This is a genomic window from Vibrio sp. MOR3 (assembly GCF_001557775.1).
In the GTDB taxonomy this organism is placed as follows: domain Bacteria; phylum Pseudomonadota; class Gammaproteobacteria; order Enterobacterales; family Vibrionaceae; genus Vibrio; species Vibrio jasicida.
This window is the reverse complement of sequence record NZ_LNRD01000021.1, coordinates 45,722-62,360: the sequence shown is the minus strand read 5'-3', so window position 1 is coordinate 62,360 and position 16,639 is coordinate 45,722. Positions and strand designations below refer to the sequence as shown.

General features: G+C 47.5%; 12 protein-coding genes and 1 rRNA gene. 3 read left to right on the top strand and 10 right to left on the bottom strand.

What is annotated here, in order from left to right:
* Positions 1–139 precede the first annotated feature (139 nt).
* A 5S ribosomal RNA gene (gene rrf, locus ATB76_RS24790) occupies positions 140–256 on the top strand.
* A 356-nt stretch (positions 257–612) separates the two neighbouring features.
* Here the strand turns inward: rrf and ATB76_RS24785 are convergent.
* The 10 genes from ATB76_RS24785 to ATB76_RS24740 all read right to left on the bottom strand — a co-directional run bounded on the left by ATB76_RS24785 (position 613) and on the right by ATB76_RS24740 (position 11,576).
* Complete coding sequence (locus tag ATB76_RS24785) at positions 613–1,602, bottom strand: sensor domain-containing diguanylate cyclase (RefSeq protein ID WP_061036253.1); 990 nt, start codon at positions 1,600–1,602, stop codon at positions 613–615.
* Positions 1,603–1,825: 223 nt separating this feature from the next.
* Positions 1,826–2,122: a DNA-binding transcriptional regulator Fis gene (fis, locus tag ATB76_RS24780; RefSeq protein ID WP_000462885.1), complete on the bottom strand. Its 297-nt coding sequence runs from the start codon at positions 2,120–2,122 to the stop codon at positions 1,826–1,828.
* A gap of 23 nt (positions 2,123–2,145) precedes the next feature.
* The gene (dusB, locus tag ATB76_RS24775; RefSeq protein WP_032803127.1) at positions 2,146–3,114 is read right to left on the bottom strand and encodes a tRNA dihydrouridine synthase DusB; all 969 of its coding nucleotides are present in this window, start codon (positions 3,112–3,114) and stop codon (positions 2,146–2,148) included.
* Positions 3,115–3,253: 139 nt separating this feature from the next.
* Positions 3,254–4,141: a 50S ribosomal protein L11 methyltransferase gene (gene prmA / locus ATB76_RS24770; protein WP_039974236.1), complete on the bottom strand. Its 888-nt coding sequence runs from the start codon at positions 4,139–4,141 to the stop codon at positions 3,254–3,256.
* A 130-nt stretch (positions 4,142–4,271) separates the two neighbouring features.
* On the bottom strand, positions 4,272–5,615 hold the full coding sequence (accC, locus tag ATB76_RS24765) for an acetyl-CoA carboxylase biotin carboxylase subunit (protein ID WP_038870929.1): 1,344 nt from the start codon (positions 5,613–5,615) through the stop codon (positions 4,272–4,274).
* Positions 5,616–5,629: 14 nt separating this feature from the next.
* Positions 5,630–6,094 (bottom strand): acetyl-CoA carboxylase biotin carboxyl carrier protein, encoded by a 465-nt coding sequence (gene accB / locus ATB76_RS24760; RefSeq protein ID WP_038870932.1) that lies wholly within the window; start codon positions 6,092–6,094, stop codon positions 5,630–5,632.
* 60 nt (positions 6,095–6,154) lie between these two features.
* Complete coding sequence (gene aroQ, locus ATB76_RS24755; RefSeq protein ID WP_038870935.1) at positions 6,155–6,604, bottom strand: type II 3-dehydroquinate dehydratase; 450 nt, start codon at positions 6,602–6,604, stop codon at positions 6,155–6,157.
* Positions 6,605–6,910: 306 nt separating this feature from the next.
* Positions 6,911–8,863, bottom strand: coding sequence for an acetate--CoA ligase (acs, locus tag ATB76_RS24750; protein WP_038882010.1), 1,953 nt, complete (start codon positions 8,861–8,863; stop codon positions 6,911–6,913).
* A 218-nt stretch (positions 8,864–9,081) separates the two neighbouring features.
* Positions 9,082–9,714 (bottom strand): 3'-5' exonuclease, encoded by a 633-nt coding sequence (locus ATB76_RS24745; RefSeq protein ID WP_005440406.1) that lies wholly within the window; start codon positions 9,712–9,714, stop codon positions 9,082–9,084.
* A gap of 35 nt (positions 9,715–9,749) precedes the next feature.
* Entirely contained in the window at positions 9,750–11,576 is a 1,827-nt protein-coding gene (locus tag ATB76_RS24740) for a DUF294 nucleotidyltransferase-like domain-containing protein (protein ID WP_038882009.1), read from the bottom strand.
* 241 nt (positions 11,577–11,817) lie between these two features.
* Here ATB76_RS24740 and ATB76_RS24735 point away from each other — a divergent pair, with 241 nt between their 5' ends.
* Together ATB76_RS24735 and ATB76_RS24730 are read left to right on the top strand one after the other, a co-directional pair.
* The gene (locus ATB76_RS24735; protein WP_038870944.1) at positions 11,818–13,008 is read left to right on the top strand and encodes a 3-phenylpropionate MFS transporter; all 1,191 of its coding nucleotides are present in this window, start codon (positions 11,818–11,820) and stop codon (positions 13,006–13,008) included.
* Positions 13,009–13,150: 142 nt separating this feature from the next.
* Positions 13,151–16,582, top strand: coding sequence for a PAS domain-containing hybrid sensor histidine kinase/response regulator (locus ATB76_RS24730; RefSeq protein ID WP_061036252.1), 3,432 nt, complete (start codon positions 13,151–13,153; stop codon positions 16,580–16,582).
* The last annotated feature ends 57 nt before the right edge of the window (positions 16,583–16,639 follow it).

Sequence of the window (16,639 nt, the reverse complement as noted above, 5' to 3'; positions counted from 1 at the left end):
TGAGGCGTTGAGCTAACCTGTACTAATTGCCCGTGAGGCTTAACCATACAACACCCAAGGGGTTTTGATGGACTCAATGCAAGAACATTGAATGTGTATAAATAGAATTTAAAAACAGCTTTCCAGATTAAAGAATTTGCTTGGCGACCATAGCGATTTGGACCCACCTGACTTCCATTCCGAACTCAGAAGTGAAACGAATTAGCGCCGATGGTAGTGTGGGGTTTCCCCATGTGAGAGTAGGACATCGCCAGGCTTTAAATTTGAAGAAGCCCACTCGAAAGAGTGGGCTTTTTTGCATTTGGAGCAAAGTAAATTTGAGAACTCCTCTATAAAGGCACATCACTTTCTAAAGTCTGTATATCTTTCCTGTTTACTATATTGATCATTAGATAGTGCTAACGCACTACCTAGTCTCTCACAATGTCACCACCTTCCACGCCTCTAGAACAGCCTTAAGCTCGTTGTTAAAACATATTGGGCATGCCTAGCCTCATACTAGATGTAGGTATAAGAGCTAAGTGTGAGCGTTTTAAGGGAGAAGTGGGACGTTGGGTAGTATGGATGATGTTGGGTAGTATGGATGATGTTGGGTAGTATGGATGATAAGGGTTAAGAAACTTTTTGGATTCTTAAGTTGGTAGAGTGCTGAAGTTTGACGTCAGGAATATTGCCATGATACAGAGTGACTTGATTACGTCCGGAGTGTTTTGAGTAATACATGGCTTTATCTGCGTTAACCATTAACTCTTTTGCGCTCAATACTTGCCCGTCATACTCCGCGATACCAATGCTAACCGTTGTACTGATTTCGATACCATCTATTTTGCATGGCGCGTTTTGGATCGCTTGTCTGATCCTTTCTGCTATCTCATAGGCTTGTATTGCGCTGGTGTTGGTTAGGATCATGGCAAATTCTTCCCCTCCTAAACGACCAATAAAGTCAGTGCCACGGATTGCACGTTGGCAAATCTTGGCCACATGATTGATCACTTGATCGCCGGAGAAGTGCCCAACCTGATCGTTGATCTCTTTGAAGTGATCAATATCAATCATAACGCAAGTTAGGGTTTGAGATGGATGCGAATGCGAGCTCAGAGACCTATCTAGGCTGGTTAAGAATGCTCGGCGATTCAACACACCTGTTAATTCATCTGTCTCTGAGAGCTCTTTGAGGCGCCTTTCTAGCAGATGCGTTTTGGTGACATCACGCACGGACCAAATCACCAAGTTTTCATCACCTTGAATGCTTTCTACGGGTTGAATGATCGCTTCAAACCACGTTTCTTCTGGGTTCTCTAATGCTTCTAGTTCTTCTATTGGCATTAAAAGGTGGTCTTGCAGAGCCATACTGTATTTGACGACCTTAGGCTCGTTAGAGCGAAGCACATCGTTAATATAACCGATTAACTCAGCGGCTTTACTCGGCGATAAAACATCGTTTAACGTGAGGTTGGTGTAGCTTTGTGCATTGAAGTGTTTTGAATGGTAAGTACCACCGAAACTTTCGATATAGCGGCCTTGCTCATTGAGGATAAAGACATGATCAGGGAGGGTATTCAAAATGGCATGAAGCCAATCGTCCCTTTCTTTGTAAATCATGAGGTTAGTTCCTTTATCCAATGTAAGTTGTTGATTATATCTGTTTGTATTGAGTTCACAATCAATACTGATCACAGTTCAAAGCATCAGACTTGACTAATGTTTGTACAGGGTGAGGGAGAAGCGTTTGGAAGAGCTGAAGTGCCAGGAGCTTGAAGCTAATAAAAAAGGCTTAGCCATTGCTGACTAAGCCTTTTTTACAAAATTACTGTATGAACTGATATTAGTTCATGCCGTACTTTTTAAGTTTTTTGCGAAGAGTACCGCGGTTGATGCCCATCATAGTTGCTGCGCGAGTTTGGTTACCGCGAGTGTACTGCATGATGGTATCTAATAGTGGCTGTTCAACTTCAGCTAGAACTAATTCGTATAGTTCAGTTACTTCCTGGCCGTTTAGTTGAGCTAGGTAGTTTTTAAGAGACGCTTTAACAGAGTCACGTAAAGGCTTCTGAGTAATCTGGTCTTGTGACGTTACTGTAGTTACTGTTAATGCTTCTGAAGTCAGATTTTGTTCGAACATATTCGGTCTAGCTCTTCTCTTAATTATGATGCAACGTTATCAAAATAACCCTCTAATGCCTCAAGCTGCAGCTCAGCTGCATCGATAGCATTGAAGGTACGGCGAAACTCACTCGCTTGTTCATGCTCTTTTAGGTACCAACCAACGTGCTTACGCGCGATACGTGGACCTAAGAACTCTCCATAGAAATCATGCAGAGCGTTAACATGACCAAGCATAATGGTTTTCACTTCCTCACTTGGAAGCTCATCCATTGTGGTGCCGTTTTCCAAATAGTGATGGATTTCCTGGAAAATCCAAGGACGACCTTGGGCAGGGCGTCCAATCATTAAAGCGTCTGCACCGGTGTACTCCAGTACAAACTTCGCTTTCTCCGGGCTATCGATATCACCGTTTGCGATAACCGGAATGGATATAGCGTGTTTAACCGCTTTAATGCTGTCGTATTCGGCCTCACCTTTGTACATACACGCTTTTGTTCTGCCATGCAGTGCAAGAGCCTGTATGCCGCAGTCTTCGGCTAATTTAGCGATGTGAACACAGTTTTTATTTTCTGTGTTCCAGCCAGTACGGGTCTTTAACGTTACAGGAACGTCTACCGCGTCCACTACCGCAGTCAAAATCTCTTTGATGATGTCTGGGTACTGAAGCAGTGCAGAACCCGCCAGCTTCTTATTCACTTTCTTTGCTGGGCAGCCCATGTTGATGTCGATGATTTGCGCACCGTTTTCAACACTGAATTGAGCCGCGTCGGCCATAAGCTGTGGATCGGAACCGGCAATCTGTACAGAGCGAATGCCCGATTCGCCTTCATGCACCATGCGTTGTTTCGACTTTGACGTTCCCCATAGTTTCGGGTTAGCAGACATCATTTCACTGACGGCCATTCCCGCACCATAGCGAAGACACAACTCGCGAAACGGTCTATCCGTTACACCAGCCATAGGGGCTACGATTAGATTGTTCTTAAGTTGATAGTTTCCGATTTTCAAAACGTCATCACAGTTCTGTACCAGCAAGGGCGCGCATTTTACGCATTTTTTTACTGCGTGAAAAGACTAATATTTGAGCATTTACAAATTGTTTTTGTAATTTGTATGAAATTCAAACAATTAGCCCTGAAAACCTTGTCTAGCCTTGCTTACGACCGGAGATACGACACCATTCGCTTTGCTCCGCGATTGGATCAATGTGAAGCTCATCACGGTAATAGTTCGCTACGTCTTCTGCTTGAGTGTCTAAAACACCCGACATCGCCAGGTCACCATTTGGTTTAACCAAACCTTTAATGATAGGTGCAAGTTCACGTAATGGACCAGCAAGAATGTTAGCAACAACCACATCAGCGATCAGGCCTTCAGGTTGGTTTTGAGGAAGGTACACTTCTAATTGGTCAGCAACACCGTTGCGCTCTGCGTTATCGCGAGAAGCTTGAAGAGCTTGAGGATCAATATCGATCCCGATAACTTTACCTGCGCCAAGTTTGATCGCAGCGATCGCAAGGATGCCTGAGCCACAACCAAAGTCGATAACCGTTTTACCAGATAGGTCTAAACTCTCTAGCCATTCTAGGCAGAGTGCAGTCGTAGGGTGGGTGCCTGTACCGAAAGCCAGACCAGGGTCAAGCATAACATTAACCGCGTCTGGTTCAGGAACATCACGCCAACTTGGACAAATCCATAGACGTTCGCCGAACTTCATTGGGTGGAAGTTTTCCATCCATTCGCGTTCCCAGTCTTTGTCTTCTAGTTGTTCTACTTTGTAAGCAAAATCGTCTGCTAGCATACTGCTTGCTTTGATTTGAGTGATGATGAAGTTTGTATCTGCTTCTGCATCGTACAGTGCCAGAATGTCAGTATCGCCCCATAAGCGAGTCTCGCCAGGTAGAGGTTCGAATACGGGCGTATCCTGCGCGTCTAGGAATGTTACAGACAGCGCACCAGTCTCTTCCATTAGCATGTCGCCGATTTGCTCAGCGTTTTCATTGGTCGCGTTGAGTTTGATTTGAATCCAAGGCATTTGTTTTTGCTCTTAAAGTGAATGAAGTGGCGCAGAGTTTACCAGAACTCTACGATTTGTTTGAGTATAGACTTTATACAAAACAAAAATGCCCACAGATGTGGGCATTTATTATGAGGTTAGCGAAGGCTTATTGTAGGCCTAGCTTCTTCTCTAGGTAGTGAATGTTTGCACCACCGTGCTGGAAGTTCTCATCATTCATGATTGACTCTTGTAGAGTAACGTTAGTCTTGATGCCTTCAATGATCATCTCGCCTAGTGCGTTCTTCATACGTGCAATCGCTACATCACGGTTCTCACCGTAAGTGATCAGTTTACCAATCATTGAATCGTAATGAGGTGGTACTGTGTAGCCTGTGTAAATGTGGGATTCCCAACGAACACCCATGCCGCCTGGCGCGTGGAAGCGTTCAATCTTACCTGGTGAAGGTAGGAAGCGCTCTGGGTCTTCTGCGTTGATACGACACTCAATCGCATGGCCGCGGATCTTGATGTCATCCTGAGTGAATGACAGTGGCTGACCTGCTGCAACGCGTAGCTGCTCTTTGATTAGGTCTACACCGGTAACCATTTCTGTTACTGGGTGCTCAACCTGAATACGAGTGTTCATTTCGATGAAGTAGAACTCACCGTTCTCGTATAGGAATTCGAACGTACCTGCGCCGCGGTAACCGATTTCTAGACATGCACGTGTACAACGTTCACCGATGTACTTACGCATCTCTTCAGTGATACCTGGTGCTGGAGCTTCTTCAACAACCTTCTGGTGACGACGCTGCATAGAACAGTCACGTTCACCTAGGTGGATCGCGCCACCTTGGCCATCAGCAATTACCTGAACTTCAACGTGACGAGGGTTCTCTAGGAATTTCTCCATGTAAACCATGTCGTTGTTGAACGCCGCTTTTGCTTCTGCACGGGTCATTGCGATAGCTTCAATAAGATCGCCTTCTGAGCGAACAACGCGCATACCACGGCCACCGCCACCACCAGAAGCTTTGATGATTACCGGGTAGCCGATACGCTTAGCGTGGGCTTTATTTTTGTCTTCGTCGTTATCTAGTGGACCGTCAGAACCTGGTACACAAGGAACGCCTGCTTTTTTCATTGCGTTGATTGCTGACACTTTGTCACCCATTATGCGGATGGTGTCTGCTTTAGGACCAACGAAGATGAAACCGCTGCGCTCTACTTGTTCAGCAAAGTCTGCGTTCTCAGATAGGAAACCGTAACCTGGGTGAATCGCAATCGCACCGGTCACTTCTGCTGCAGAAATGATGCGAGGGATGTTCAGGTAGCTGTCGATACCACGAGCTGGACCGATACATACTGTTTCGTCTGCGAGTAGTACGTGCTTAAGATCGCGGTCAGCAGTCGAGTGTACTGCCACAGTCTTAATGCCTAATTCTTTACAAGCGCGAAGGATACGAAGTGCAATTTCACCTCGGTTCGCGATGACTACTTTATCTAGCATAAGGCAAGCCCCGCTTATTCGATTACAACTAGTGGTTGGTCGAATTCAACTGGCTGGCCGTCTTCAACTAGGATTGCAGTTACAACACCTGATTTGTCCGCTTCAATTTGGTTCATCATTTTCATCGCTTCAACGATACATAGTGTATCGCCAGCATTTACGCTCTGACCAACTTCAACGAATGACTTTGAATCTGGACTTGGAGAACGGTAGAAAGTACCAACCATTGGAGAAAGAACTTGGTGACCTGCAGGAACTGTTGCTGGTGCCTCTGCTGCCATCGCTGGAGCGTCAGCTACCGGTGCTGCCACTGGAGCAGGTGCTGCTACTGGAGCTGCTGCGTAATGAATTGGTGCTGGAGCAGCGGGTGCGCCGTGACGACTGATTCGTACCGACTCTTCACCTTCAGAAATCTCTAGTTCAGCAATGCCTGACTCTTCAACTAACTCAATTAGCTTTTTGATTTTACGAATATCCATCTTTTCTTTCTCTTTTATCTTGTGATTAAGACAACCCTAACGGGCTGCAGAGTGTTTGGTCTACTTTGCCTGCAATTTCGCAATTGCTGCAGACAGAGCAAATTCATAACCTTGCGCACCTAAACCGCAAATTACCCCTTCCGCTTTATCAGAGAGGTAAGAATGGTGACGGAACGGCTCACGGGCATGAACGTTCGATAGGTGCACCTCGATAAATGGGATGGCTACGCCAAGTAGTGCATCTCGCAGCGCAACACTGGTATGAGTGAAGGCTGCTGGATTGATAATGATGAAGTCCACCTTGCCGTACGCGGCATGAATCGCTTCAATCAGCTCGTACTCACGATTAGATTGCAGGTGTTCAAGTTCCACCCCAGACTTGTGAGCCTGTTCCGCTAAAGCGTCAACAATCTGTGCTAGGGTGTTGTTACCATAGTGTGTCGGTTCACGCAGGCCTAATAGATTAAGATTTGGCCCATTTAGAACAAGAATCCGTGACTTTGCAGACATTGTGTTGCTATCTTCCTTTATCGTGAGCAGAACGTTTATATTCCCAAATATACGATAAATCAGCACGATTTTTTTGTTAAAACCGCGCAAATTTTAAAAAATCGACCAAGATTATAGCTAATTCACAGCAATTAGCAGCAATTTACTGGTCTAATCTCCCAATAGCCCCCGCCATTTCTGTAACCCAGTTAACAAAAACAACATAATTGCCACGTTTCTTTTGTGGTTTATTTTGCATCCACACACAAAAAAGCCGCCATATGCAATGGCGGCTTTTAGGGCTAGCGTTTAAAACAGGGCTGGGTGTTATGCCAGTTCTGCTTTTTCTGCGATCAGCTTGTCTACTACGCTTGGATCAGCCAGTGTAGAAGTGTCTCCTAAGTTACTGGTATCACCCGTTGCAATCTTACGCAAGATACGACGCATGATCTTACCGGAGCGAGTTTTCGGTAGCGAGTCTGTCCAGTGCAGCACGTCTGGTGTTGCGATTGGACCAATCTCTTTGCGTACCCAATTTTTTACTTCTTTATGTAATTCTGCTGATGGGAACTCACCATCATTAAGCGTGACATAAGCGTAAATTGCCTGACCTTTGATGTCATGAGGAATACCGACAATCGCCGCTTCTGCAATCTTATCGTGTGCAACCAGTGCTGATTCAATCTCTGCGGTACCCATGCGGTGACCCGACACATTCAATACGTCATCTACACGACCAGTGATCCAGTAGTAACCGTCTTCGTCACGACGAGCCCCATCACTGGTGAAGTACATGCCTTTGAAGGTAGAGAAGTAGGTTTGCTCAAAGCGCTCATGGTCGCCGTAAACGGTACGCATCTGACCTGGCCATGAATCAAGGATCACCAAGTTACCTTCTGCAGCGGTTTCTTCGATGATGTTACCTATGTTGTCCACTAACGCAGGTTGTACACCGAAGAATGGGCGAGTTGCAGAGCCTGGTTTCAGGTCTGTTGCCCCTGGTAGTGGCGCAATCAAGATACCGCCCGTCTCTGTTTGCCACCAAGTATCAACGATCGGTGAGTTTTCATTACCAATGGTCTTGTAGTACCACTCCCATGCTTCTGGGTTGATAGGTTCACCTACTGAGCCCATTACACGCAAGCTTGAACGAGATGTTCCGGCTACCGCTTCGTTACCTTTTGCCATTAGTGCACGAATCGCTGTTGGTGCAGTGTAGAGAATGTTTACTTGATGCTTATCAACCACTTCACTCATGCGAGCCGTGCTTGGGTAGTTTGGTACACCTTCGAAAAGAATGGTCTTCGCACCGTTCGCCAGTGGACCGTAAATTAAGTAAGTGTGACCTGTAATCCAACCCACATCCGCCGTACACCAGAACGTTTCACCTTCTTGGTAATCGAACACGTATTTGAAGGTCATGGTTGCGTATACTAGGTAACCACCTGTGGTGTGCAGCACGCCTTTTGGTTTACCTGTTGAGCCTGAAGTGTAAAGAATGAATAGAGGGTCTTCCGCTTTCATCTCTTCTGGTGGGCACACATCAGAAACGACAGCCGTTGCTTCGTGCCACCAAACGTCACGGTGCTCGTGCCAATCAATGTCGCCGCCCGTGCGTTTTAGAACGACAACTTTGTCGATGGTTTTTACTTCTGGGTTCGTCAGTGCTTCATCAACGTTTTTCTTCAGTGGTACTGCGCGACCACCACGAACGCCTTCGTCAGCAGTGATCACGATTTTCGCATCTGAGTCGATGATACGACCGGACAGGGCTTCTGGTGAGAAACCACCAAATACCACGGTATGAACTGCACCAATACGCGTACATGCCAGCATTGCGATAGCCGCTTCTGGCACCATTGGCATGTAAAGACAAACCACGTCGCCTTTGTGCACGCCTTGCTCTTTTAGTGCGTTAGAGAACTTACACACTTCTTTGTGTAGTTCATTGAATGTGAGGGTTTTGTCGTCAGCAGGATCATCGCCTTCCCAGATGATCGCGACTTCATCGCCACGCTCGGCAAGGTGGCGGTCAATACAGTTTGCAGATACGTTCAGCGTGCCGTCTTCGAACCAACGAATGTCGACGTGACCAGTATCGAAAGAGGTGTTTTTAACTTGAGTGAATGGCTTAATCCAATCGACAACTTTACCGTGTTCGCTCCAGAAGCCTTCAGGGTCGCTTACCGACTGCTGATACATGGCTAGGTAAGTGTCATTATCCGCATGCGTATGGTTTTTAATATTTTCTTTTACCGGATAAACGTGGGCTTCGCTCATGGCTTCTCTCCTTGTGCCTTTAATTCTCGACCTTCGTCTTTTGTAGGGCTGTTTCCGTTCTTTAGTCTGTGATTCATCAAGAACGTTGCTGTGCATATAACTGTCAGTCACAGCGCGTATTTCCACAATTAGACTTTAGGATGAGAGTGAGGAATGCGCCGCGATATTGCTGAAATAAAAGCGAATGTGGGAGGTGGATCGAAAGCTGAGTATTGAACCTATTGGGTATAAGGCACACTCAGGTTTGGTAAATCGCCTTTGGTTAGACGCACATACACCAAAGCCGCGGATTTTGCGTCTTGCAGGGCATCGTGTTTGTCTTGAATCGGTAGCTCGAGGTGCTTACAAATTGCATCAAGACTTAAGTCGAAGTAGGCGTTAGGCAAATGACGTTCGAGCTTGTCGTGATAAATCTGGCTCACTTCGATAAGCGGGTTAGGGAGTGGGAAGCCTAAATGCCTCAGACAAGCGAGGTCGAGGATCTTTTTGTCATAGCGAATGTGGTAGCCAACCAAAGGGCGATTACCGATAAAGTCGAGTAACTTGATGAGCGCTTCTTTTTCGCTGATACCATCCACCAAATCTTGGTGGCGGATATGGTGAATCTTTACCGAGCCTGAATCGAGTGATTGTGGGGCGCGCAGTCGAACTTCGAACGGTTTGCTGGTGATGATGCGATTGTCGATGATTTTTGTCGCAGCGATGGTGACCAGCTCGGCACGGTTGGGATCCAAGCTGGTGGTTTCGCAATCGAGAGAGACAAACTCGCCTTTTTGCGGCGAACAAAACAGTGGCTGATAAGGTGATCCTTTCAGCTTGTAATGCCAGTATTTCCTTTGTAGCCAATTCATCCCTGTTACCTCTCGTCTTATTTGCCTAAAAGACTCTAATCACGGATTTGATAATGGAAGCCTAAGAACTGCTTAAACTTTTTCACCACGTGTAAGCTGTGGCGTAGCAGGTCTCGTTCTGTCCTGTCTAACTGTTTGATGTCGATGTTGTTGAGTGCTTCCTGCTTACTCAATTGCTGGTTCAAACGGATCTTGAAGAACAGCTTCAGCGCCTCATTGAGGTTATCGGCGGTTTCTGGTTCTAAGATGCGTTTGTTTCTCAGTGCTTCGATACGCTCGAAGGTGTTCTTCTCTTCAATCGCGTATTCCAATGCCAAAGTGCGAATACCATGCACAATTGGGAAGATGCCGCCGCGCTTAATATCCAGCCCGTCCTTGGCACTTTTTACGTTGCCAAATAGAGTAAGAGGCACGGAAAACTGCAGAGCGGGGCGAGTGAAATCGGACAGAATCAACATGCGATCTTCCATGCTGTCTCTGAGGTGCTCGGCGATAGGTGTGAGCAACTCTCGATTGCCTGCGACCGCATGAGCGTCGCTGAAGATGGCTAAATCCATGATTTGTTCTGGCTGTGCTTTAGCAATCCAACCATCGAGCGTTTTAATCCAGTCTTGCTGCGTTCGGACCCACTTCGGATTGTTAACCATGACTTTGCCAGGGCAGAGTGGATAACCCAGTTGTTGCAAGGTATGGGTGAGGGTTTGCATCACTTCGGCGCAATGTTCCCATTCCAGCCCATCTTGGATGATCAATGCATTATCTTGATCCGTTTTAAGGATTTGCTCTCCACGACCTTCCGAGCCAAGCACAATCAGACAGCAGTGATCGTGCAGTGCTGGTGGCACCACAAGCTCAAACGCTTTTTCGATGATTTGTTCGTTTACGGCAGATATCAGCTCCATGATAAAGCGAGTACGGATGCCATTGGTTAGCAAGCTGTCCACCAACTGACGCTGTCGATTAGAAGCAAGGGCTAACTCTCCCACGCTGCTGGCTCGTGCAATACTGAGTGTCAGTACGTGTGAGTGAGTGGAAAACGCACTGAGGATTTGCGTCATGTCCAACATACCGACCGCTTGACTGCCTTCGCACACCATTAGACGCTTCATGCGATTGCGCGTCATGGTGATCATGGCGTTAAACAAGAAGTCACCATCATCCACGTGATAAACCGGGAAGGTGGCTATCTCACTTACTGGCGTATCGAGTGAGTGGTCGTCAAGCATTACGGCATGGAGCATATTGGTTCGCGTCACTATCGCGTAGGGATGCGCCGATGGATATTGCTCTAAGCGCGGGTCATCTTGGTTAAGCTGAACCAAAGCGGCATCAATGCCATTGTCTTTAAGTGTTTTGGTGACTTGATTAATTGGCATATCAGGTGCCAATAGCATCGGTGGATGATAGATGCTGCTATCGACTTTAGTCAGAATGAATTCCGCTAGGTTTTGCTGTTGTTGAGCGGCTTCAATGAGGGCTTGGCGTTTGGATAAGTTGTTATCGAAGTAGGCAGCGAACTGTCCGTTCTCGTTATACAGCTCAAGAAACACTTCTTTGGGCAGCAAGTACGAGAGGGTATCTTCCAGTGCCACATACTGATGGCGCACGCTTTCTTCAAACAAAGAGCGTACATCAAACATGTCGTCGTTAGCGTAGTGAGCAAACACTTCGTCTTGATCTTTTGAGCGCTCTTCTACAGCGCCTTTAATCAGCACGTGCAGGTGAGGGTTGTCTTGCCCACAAGCTAAGATGACATCTCGCGTTCGGTAGTACGCCACATCAAGAGACGAGCGCAGTCGATTTTGCTGTGCGTCAGTCAGGCGGTCGAACGGTGGAGATTGCATATTAAATTTGTCAGGCATTAGAGCACCTAAATTTGGTGGGAACACATTCTAAGTCTGACAAATTTCCCTGTCGAAGCCAGACGACTTTGGTCTAAATCGTCACAATCTAATTTTGCATTTCGAGACCCTGTGCCATTGAGGAAACGGTAAGTTGCCGATTCTTCCCTTTTTCTATTACGCATTGCGATCCATAATTCCGCGTCCCAAACGTTTACGTGGCGGAAGTCGTTAGTTTTTGTCGTTTTTTAGGATGTCAGTGATGTTGAAACCCTCTCCGTATGGCTGGATTTCCCAGTACTTTCTCGGATTCTTTTTTGCGTATGGCGTGTATCTGCCATTTTGGTCGTTGTGGTTTAAAGAGCAGGGCGTTTCTCCAACAGATATTGGTCTGTTAGTTGGTCTAGGTTTGGCGACGCGCTGTGTGGCGAACATGGTACTCACCCCACGTCTACATAAAGTCGAACACATCATGCCTGCCCTACGTTGGTTGAGCTTTGCTGCCCTCATTTTTGTTGGTTTTCACTTTTTCACTGGTGGCAACTTTTGGTTAATGGCACTCGCTACCATCTTGTTTAACTTGTGCTGTGGCCCGGTGGTACCTTTGTCGGATGCGATGGCGAACTACTACGCGCGTTTGAAAATGCTCGATTACGGTCGTACCCGTTTGTGGGGCTCGGTTGCCTTTATTGCAGGCTCGACTGTGGTGGGTTACTTGGTGGCAGAGTTTGGCTCTGACATGATTTTGTACACGGCGATGGTCGGCGTCTTTATCTCGCTCTTATTTGCAATGCGTAACACCAATCCAATGCCAGTGACACGCGAAGGTCAACATTCTGAGCGTCCAAAACTTTCTGCATTGCTTACGGATAAGCCGGTCGTGAAGTTCCTTGTGTTGATGGCGTTAATCCAAGGTAGCCACGCGGCGTACTACGGTTTTAGTGCGATTCACTGGAAAGCGGCTGGTCACTCAGAAGATGTGATTGGCTACTTATGGAGCTTGGGCGTGGCAGCTGAAGTTGCTGTGTTTGCTCTGAGTAAGCGTCTATTCGCTGGCTGGTCTTTACGCACTCTGTTTGTGGTTGCGGCTGGTGGTGTGATGCTACGTTGGGGCATGACTGCGTCTACGACCTCTATTTTGGCGTTGGTGGTAGTGCAAATGCTTCACGGCGTGACGTTTGCAATGGCGCACATTGCCGCGATTCAATACATCCAGAACTCAGCTGAGAACAAGATGGTGGCATTGCAGGCACTGTATAACGCAATCCCACTTGGTGCGTTTATCGCGTTGATGACGGTGATCAGTGGTTGGGGCTATGAGCACTGGGGGGCGAATATCTTCTGGTTGATGGCGGCGATGGGCTTTATTGCACTGTTTATCAAAGTTGAGCCTCAAAATGATGAAAGTAATGTGGTTGATCTCTCAGCTAATGCTCCCGAAGCACAGAATTAAGCTTCTGTGACAGAGATTAAAAACTAACCTTTGTCTCTGTTGTGAAAGCAGTGTTAAATGAAACCTCTCCCTTATGGAGAGGTTTTTTATTCCTTGCTTTAAAAACAGCAAGAAAGGCAAGAAAAGTAAGAAAGGATATCGGATGCAAGGATGGCTAGTGATTCCCGTTTCTTTGGCGTATTTGGGAATCCTGTTTTTAATCGCTTGGTACGGTGACAAACAAAAGAGATGGTTAGCGCGTTGGCGACCATGGATCTACAGTTTGTCGATTGCGGTGTACTGTACGTCGTGGACCTTCTATGGCACGGTCGGACAGGCGAGCAACAACCCTTGGTCCTTCCTACCCATCTATATTGCGCCGATCATCGTGTTTACCATCGGCTGGCGCGTCCTCGCTCGGCTGATCTTGATTGCTAAACGCGAGCACATCACCTCCATTGCCGATTTCATTGCCGCCCGCTATGGCAAATCACAAGGCTTGGCGGTGGTTGTCACCTTAATCGCGGTGGCAGGCATCCTTCCATATATCGCTTTGCAATTGCGTGGCATCACCATGGGGTTGGAGATCATCGCGCCAGATTTAGCATCTGATCTCAGTTATCAAAACTACAGCGTATCTTGGTTTGTGGTCGGGGCGATGGCGATCTTCACCATGCTGTTTGGTACGCGTCATATCGATAACACCGAGCATCACCGCGGCATGATGATGGCGATTGCGTTTGAATCAGTGCTTAAGTTGGTGGCGTTTTTAGTGGTGGGCGTATTTATTGTTTGGCTCGCGATGGATACCGAGAGCTTCCTCCTCGCTGATATCGCCGCTGAAACCTATGAGTCCCCTAACATTCCGACCTTGCTGATTCATACCATTCTGACCATGCTGGCGATTGTCTGTTTGCCACGTCAATTCCATACCATGGTGGTCGAGAATGAACGCGCGCAAGACTTGCACGTTGCGCGTTGGTTGTTCCCGTTGTATCTGATTCTGATGGGCATTTTCGTTCTGCCAATCGCATGGGTAGGGCAAAGTCTACTGAGTGGCAGCCCTGCCGATACGTACGTGATCAGCGTGCCGATGGCGGTGGGCGCGAATGACATCGCCTTACTGGCATTTTTGGGCGGTACTTCCGCGGCAAGTGGCATGGTCATCGTCTCGACCATTGCCTTAGCGATCATGGTATCTAACGATTTGGTGATGCCGCTGATTCTGCGCCGAATGAAGTTATCAAAGCGTAATCATCACCATTTTTCTACGCTGTTATTACGCATACGTCGTGGGCTGATTCTGCTTCTTTTGATTGGTGCATGGGGCTTTTATCAGGCTTTAGATAGTATCCACTCACTCTCTGCGATAGGTTTTCTCTCGTTTGCTGCGATTACCCAATTTGCTCCGTCTCTGCTTGGCGGTATGTACTGGCGTCAGGGCAACAAGAAAGGCGTGTATGTCGGTCTGCTGGTGGGGTTCACCATTTGGTTGATTACTTTAATGAGCCAAACCGACATGCTGGCGGGCGATGCAAGTAACAACTTGCTGATTTGGTTGATCACTCCGCCTGATTTATTGGCAGGTTTTGGTATTGCTGTTTCTGACTGGGGCATGATCCTCAGCGTGGTGGCGAATACCGCGTGTTTTGTCGCGGTATCACTAGCTACGCGCCCAAGCATAAGTGAACGCTTACAATCGGCGTCATTCGTTGGTACGCCGTTGCCTGAAAGTGAAAACATCAGCTTGTATCAGAGCCGTGTGACGGTCAGTGAACTGGAGATGTTAGCCTCTCGATTTGTGGGGCGCACGCGAGTGAAATCCGCCTTCCAAACCTATTGGAGTCAGCAACGCGAAGAGCTGCTTCCCAATCAACAAGCTCCTTCTACCTTGATTAGACACACCGAGCGCGTACTTGCCGGTGTGTTTGGTGCTTCTTCGGCTAAGTTAGTACTTACTTCTGCTTTGCAAGGCAGGAACATGCAGCTTGAGGAAGTCGCGACCATCGTTGATGAAGCCTCAGAGCTGTACGATTTCAGCCGTGGCTTGCTGCAAGGTGCGATTGAACACATTGGGCAAGGTATCGCCGTAGTCGACAAGCAATTAAGGCTGGTGGCGTGGAACCAACGTTATCTGGAGTTATTTGTCTTCCCGCCGGGGTTGATTCAGGTTGGGCGTCCGATTGCGGATGTGATTCGTCATAATGCTGAGCAAGGTTTATGTGGTCCGGGAGATCCTGAAGACCACGTTCGTCGTCGCGTTTATCACCTTGAGCAAGGCACGCGACATACCTCTTCCCGTGTGCGTCCTGATGGTCGCGTAATTGAAGTGCAAGGTAACCCAATGCCAGGTGGCGGCTTCGTGATGAGCTTTACCGATATCACTGTATTCCGCGATGCGGAGCAAGCTTTGAAAGATGCCAATGAGACACTAGAGGAACGCGTTCGTGCTCGTACTCGTGAGTTGGAACAACTGAACAAACAGCTGGTGGCAGCGACGCAACGTTCTGAGCATGAGTCGCAGTCCAAGTCGCGCTTCTTAGCGGCGGTAAGCCATGACTTGATGCAACCGCTGAATGCCGCTCGCCTGTTTGCTTCTTCGTTGTCGGAAGTTGCTAAAGACAGTGAAACCCAAAAGCTGTCGACTCACATCGAGAGTGCATTAGGCGCAGCGGAAGATTTGATTGGTGATTTGCTGGATATCTCACGTTTGGAATCGGGCAAGTTGGACGTTAATGTGCATGGTTTTGCGGTCAATGATGTATTAGCTAACTTGAATGCGGAATTCAGTGCACTGGCGAAACAACAAGGCATTGAGTTCACCATGATCCCATCATCTTTGATGGTGAAATCCGATCCGAAATTGCTGCGCCGCGTGGTACAGAACTTCCTTACCAATGCGTTCCGTTATAGCCCGAATGGCAAAGTGGCACTCGGTGTACGCCGCGTACAAGGGCGAGTGCGTATCGATGTGTGGGATAACGGAATGGGTATCGAAGAAGAGAAACAACAAGAGATCTTCGAAGAGTTTAATCGTGGTACTCAAGTCCGTTCCGACCAAGGTTTAGGGTTGGGTTTGGCTATTTCGAAAGGTATTGCTCAAGTGCTAGGGCATGAAATCTCGATGCGTTCTTGGTTTGGTCAAGGCAGCGTGTTCTCGATTACCTTAGATAAGGCAGAGAAGGTGCACATTCCGGCAGTCAAAGCAGTGAAGAGTGCACAATCTGACTTGAGCCATATTCGTGTGCTGTGTGTCGATAATGAGTCAGATATTCTGGTCGGAATGGAAAATTTACTCTCACGCTGGGGGTGTGATATTCGCATTGCGACCGACATCGTTGAGAGTCTGAAAGCGATCGAAGACGATTGGCTGCCGGATGTGATTTTCTCCGATTATCGTTTAGACAATGGTCGAACAGGATTAGAAGTGTTGCAGCAATGCCGCTTGCGTCTGGGTAATCGCTTTGAAGGGGTGATCATCAGTGCCGATCGAACCGATGACATGATGGAAGGCATTAAAGCCAATGGGTTCAGTTTTATCGCCAAACCGGTGAAACCTTTGAAATTACGTTCGGTACTCAATCGAGTCGCCTAGAAAAAAAAGACCTCCGATTGGAGGTCTTTTGCTTTAAGGGGGTGATCGGTCGGTGGC

Bases quoted from the DNA above. Each gene is read 5' to 3' on its own strand.
- ATB76_RS24740 (WP_038882009.1), bottom strand. From the start codon at position 11,576: ATGCCTGACAAATTTAATATGCAATCTCCACCGTTCGACCGCCTGACT.
- accB (WP_038870932.1), bottom strand. From the start codon at position 6,094: ATGGATATTCGTAAAATCAAAAAGCTAATTGAGTTAGTTGAAGAGTCA.
- ATB76_RS24745 (WP_005440406.1), bottom strand. From the start codon at position 9,714: ATGAATTGGCTACAAAGGAAATACTGGCATTACAAGCTGAAAGGATCA.
- fis (WP_000462885.1), bottom strand. From the start codon at position 2,122: ATGTTCGAACAAAATCTGACTTCAGAAGCATTAACAGTAACTACAGTA.
- ATB76_RS24735 (WP_038870944.1), top strand. From the start codon at position 11,818: ATGTTGAAACCCTCTCCGTATGGCTGGATTTCCCAGTACTTTCTCGGA.
- prmA (WP_039974236.1), bottom strand. From the start codon at position 4,141: ATGCCTTGGATTCAAATCAAACTCAACGCGACCAATGAAAACGCTGAG.
- acs (WP_038882010.1), bottom strand. From the start codon at position 8,863: ATGAGCGAAGCCCACGTTTATCCGGTAAAAGAAAATATTAAAAACCAT.
- aroQ (WP_038870935.1), bottom strand. From the start codon at position 6,604: ATGTCTGCAAAGTCACGGATTCTTGTTCTAAATGGGCCAAATCTTAAT.
- ATB76_RS24730 (WP_061036252.1), top strand. From the start codon at position 13,151: ATGCAAGGATGGCTAGTGATTCCCGTTTCTTTGGCGTATTTGGGAATC.
- accC (WP_038870929.1), bottom strand. From the start codon at position 5,615: ATGCTAGATAAAGTAGTCATCGCGAACCGAGGTGAAATTGCACTTCGT.
- ATB76_RS24785 (WP_061036253.1), bottom strand. From the start codon at position 1,602: ATGATTTACAAAGAAAGGGACGATTGGCTTCATGCCATTTTGAATACC.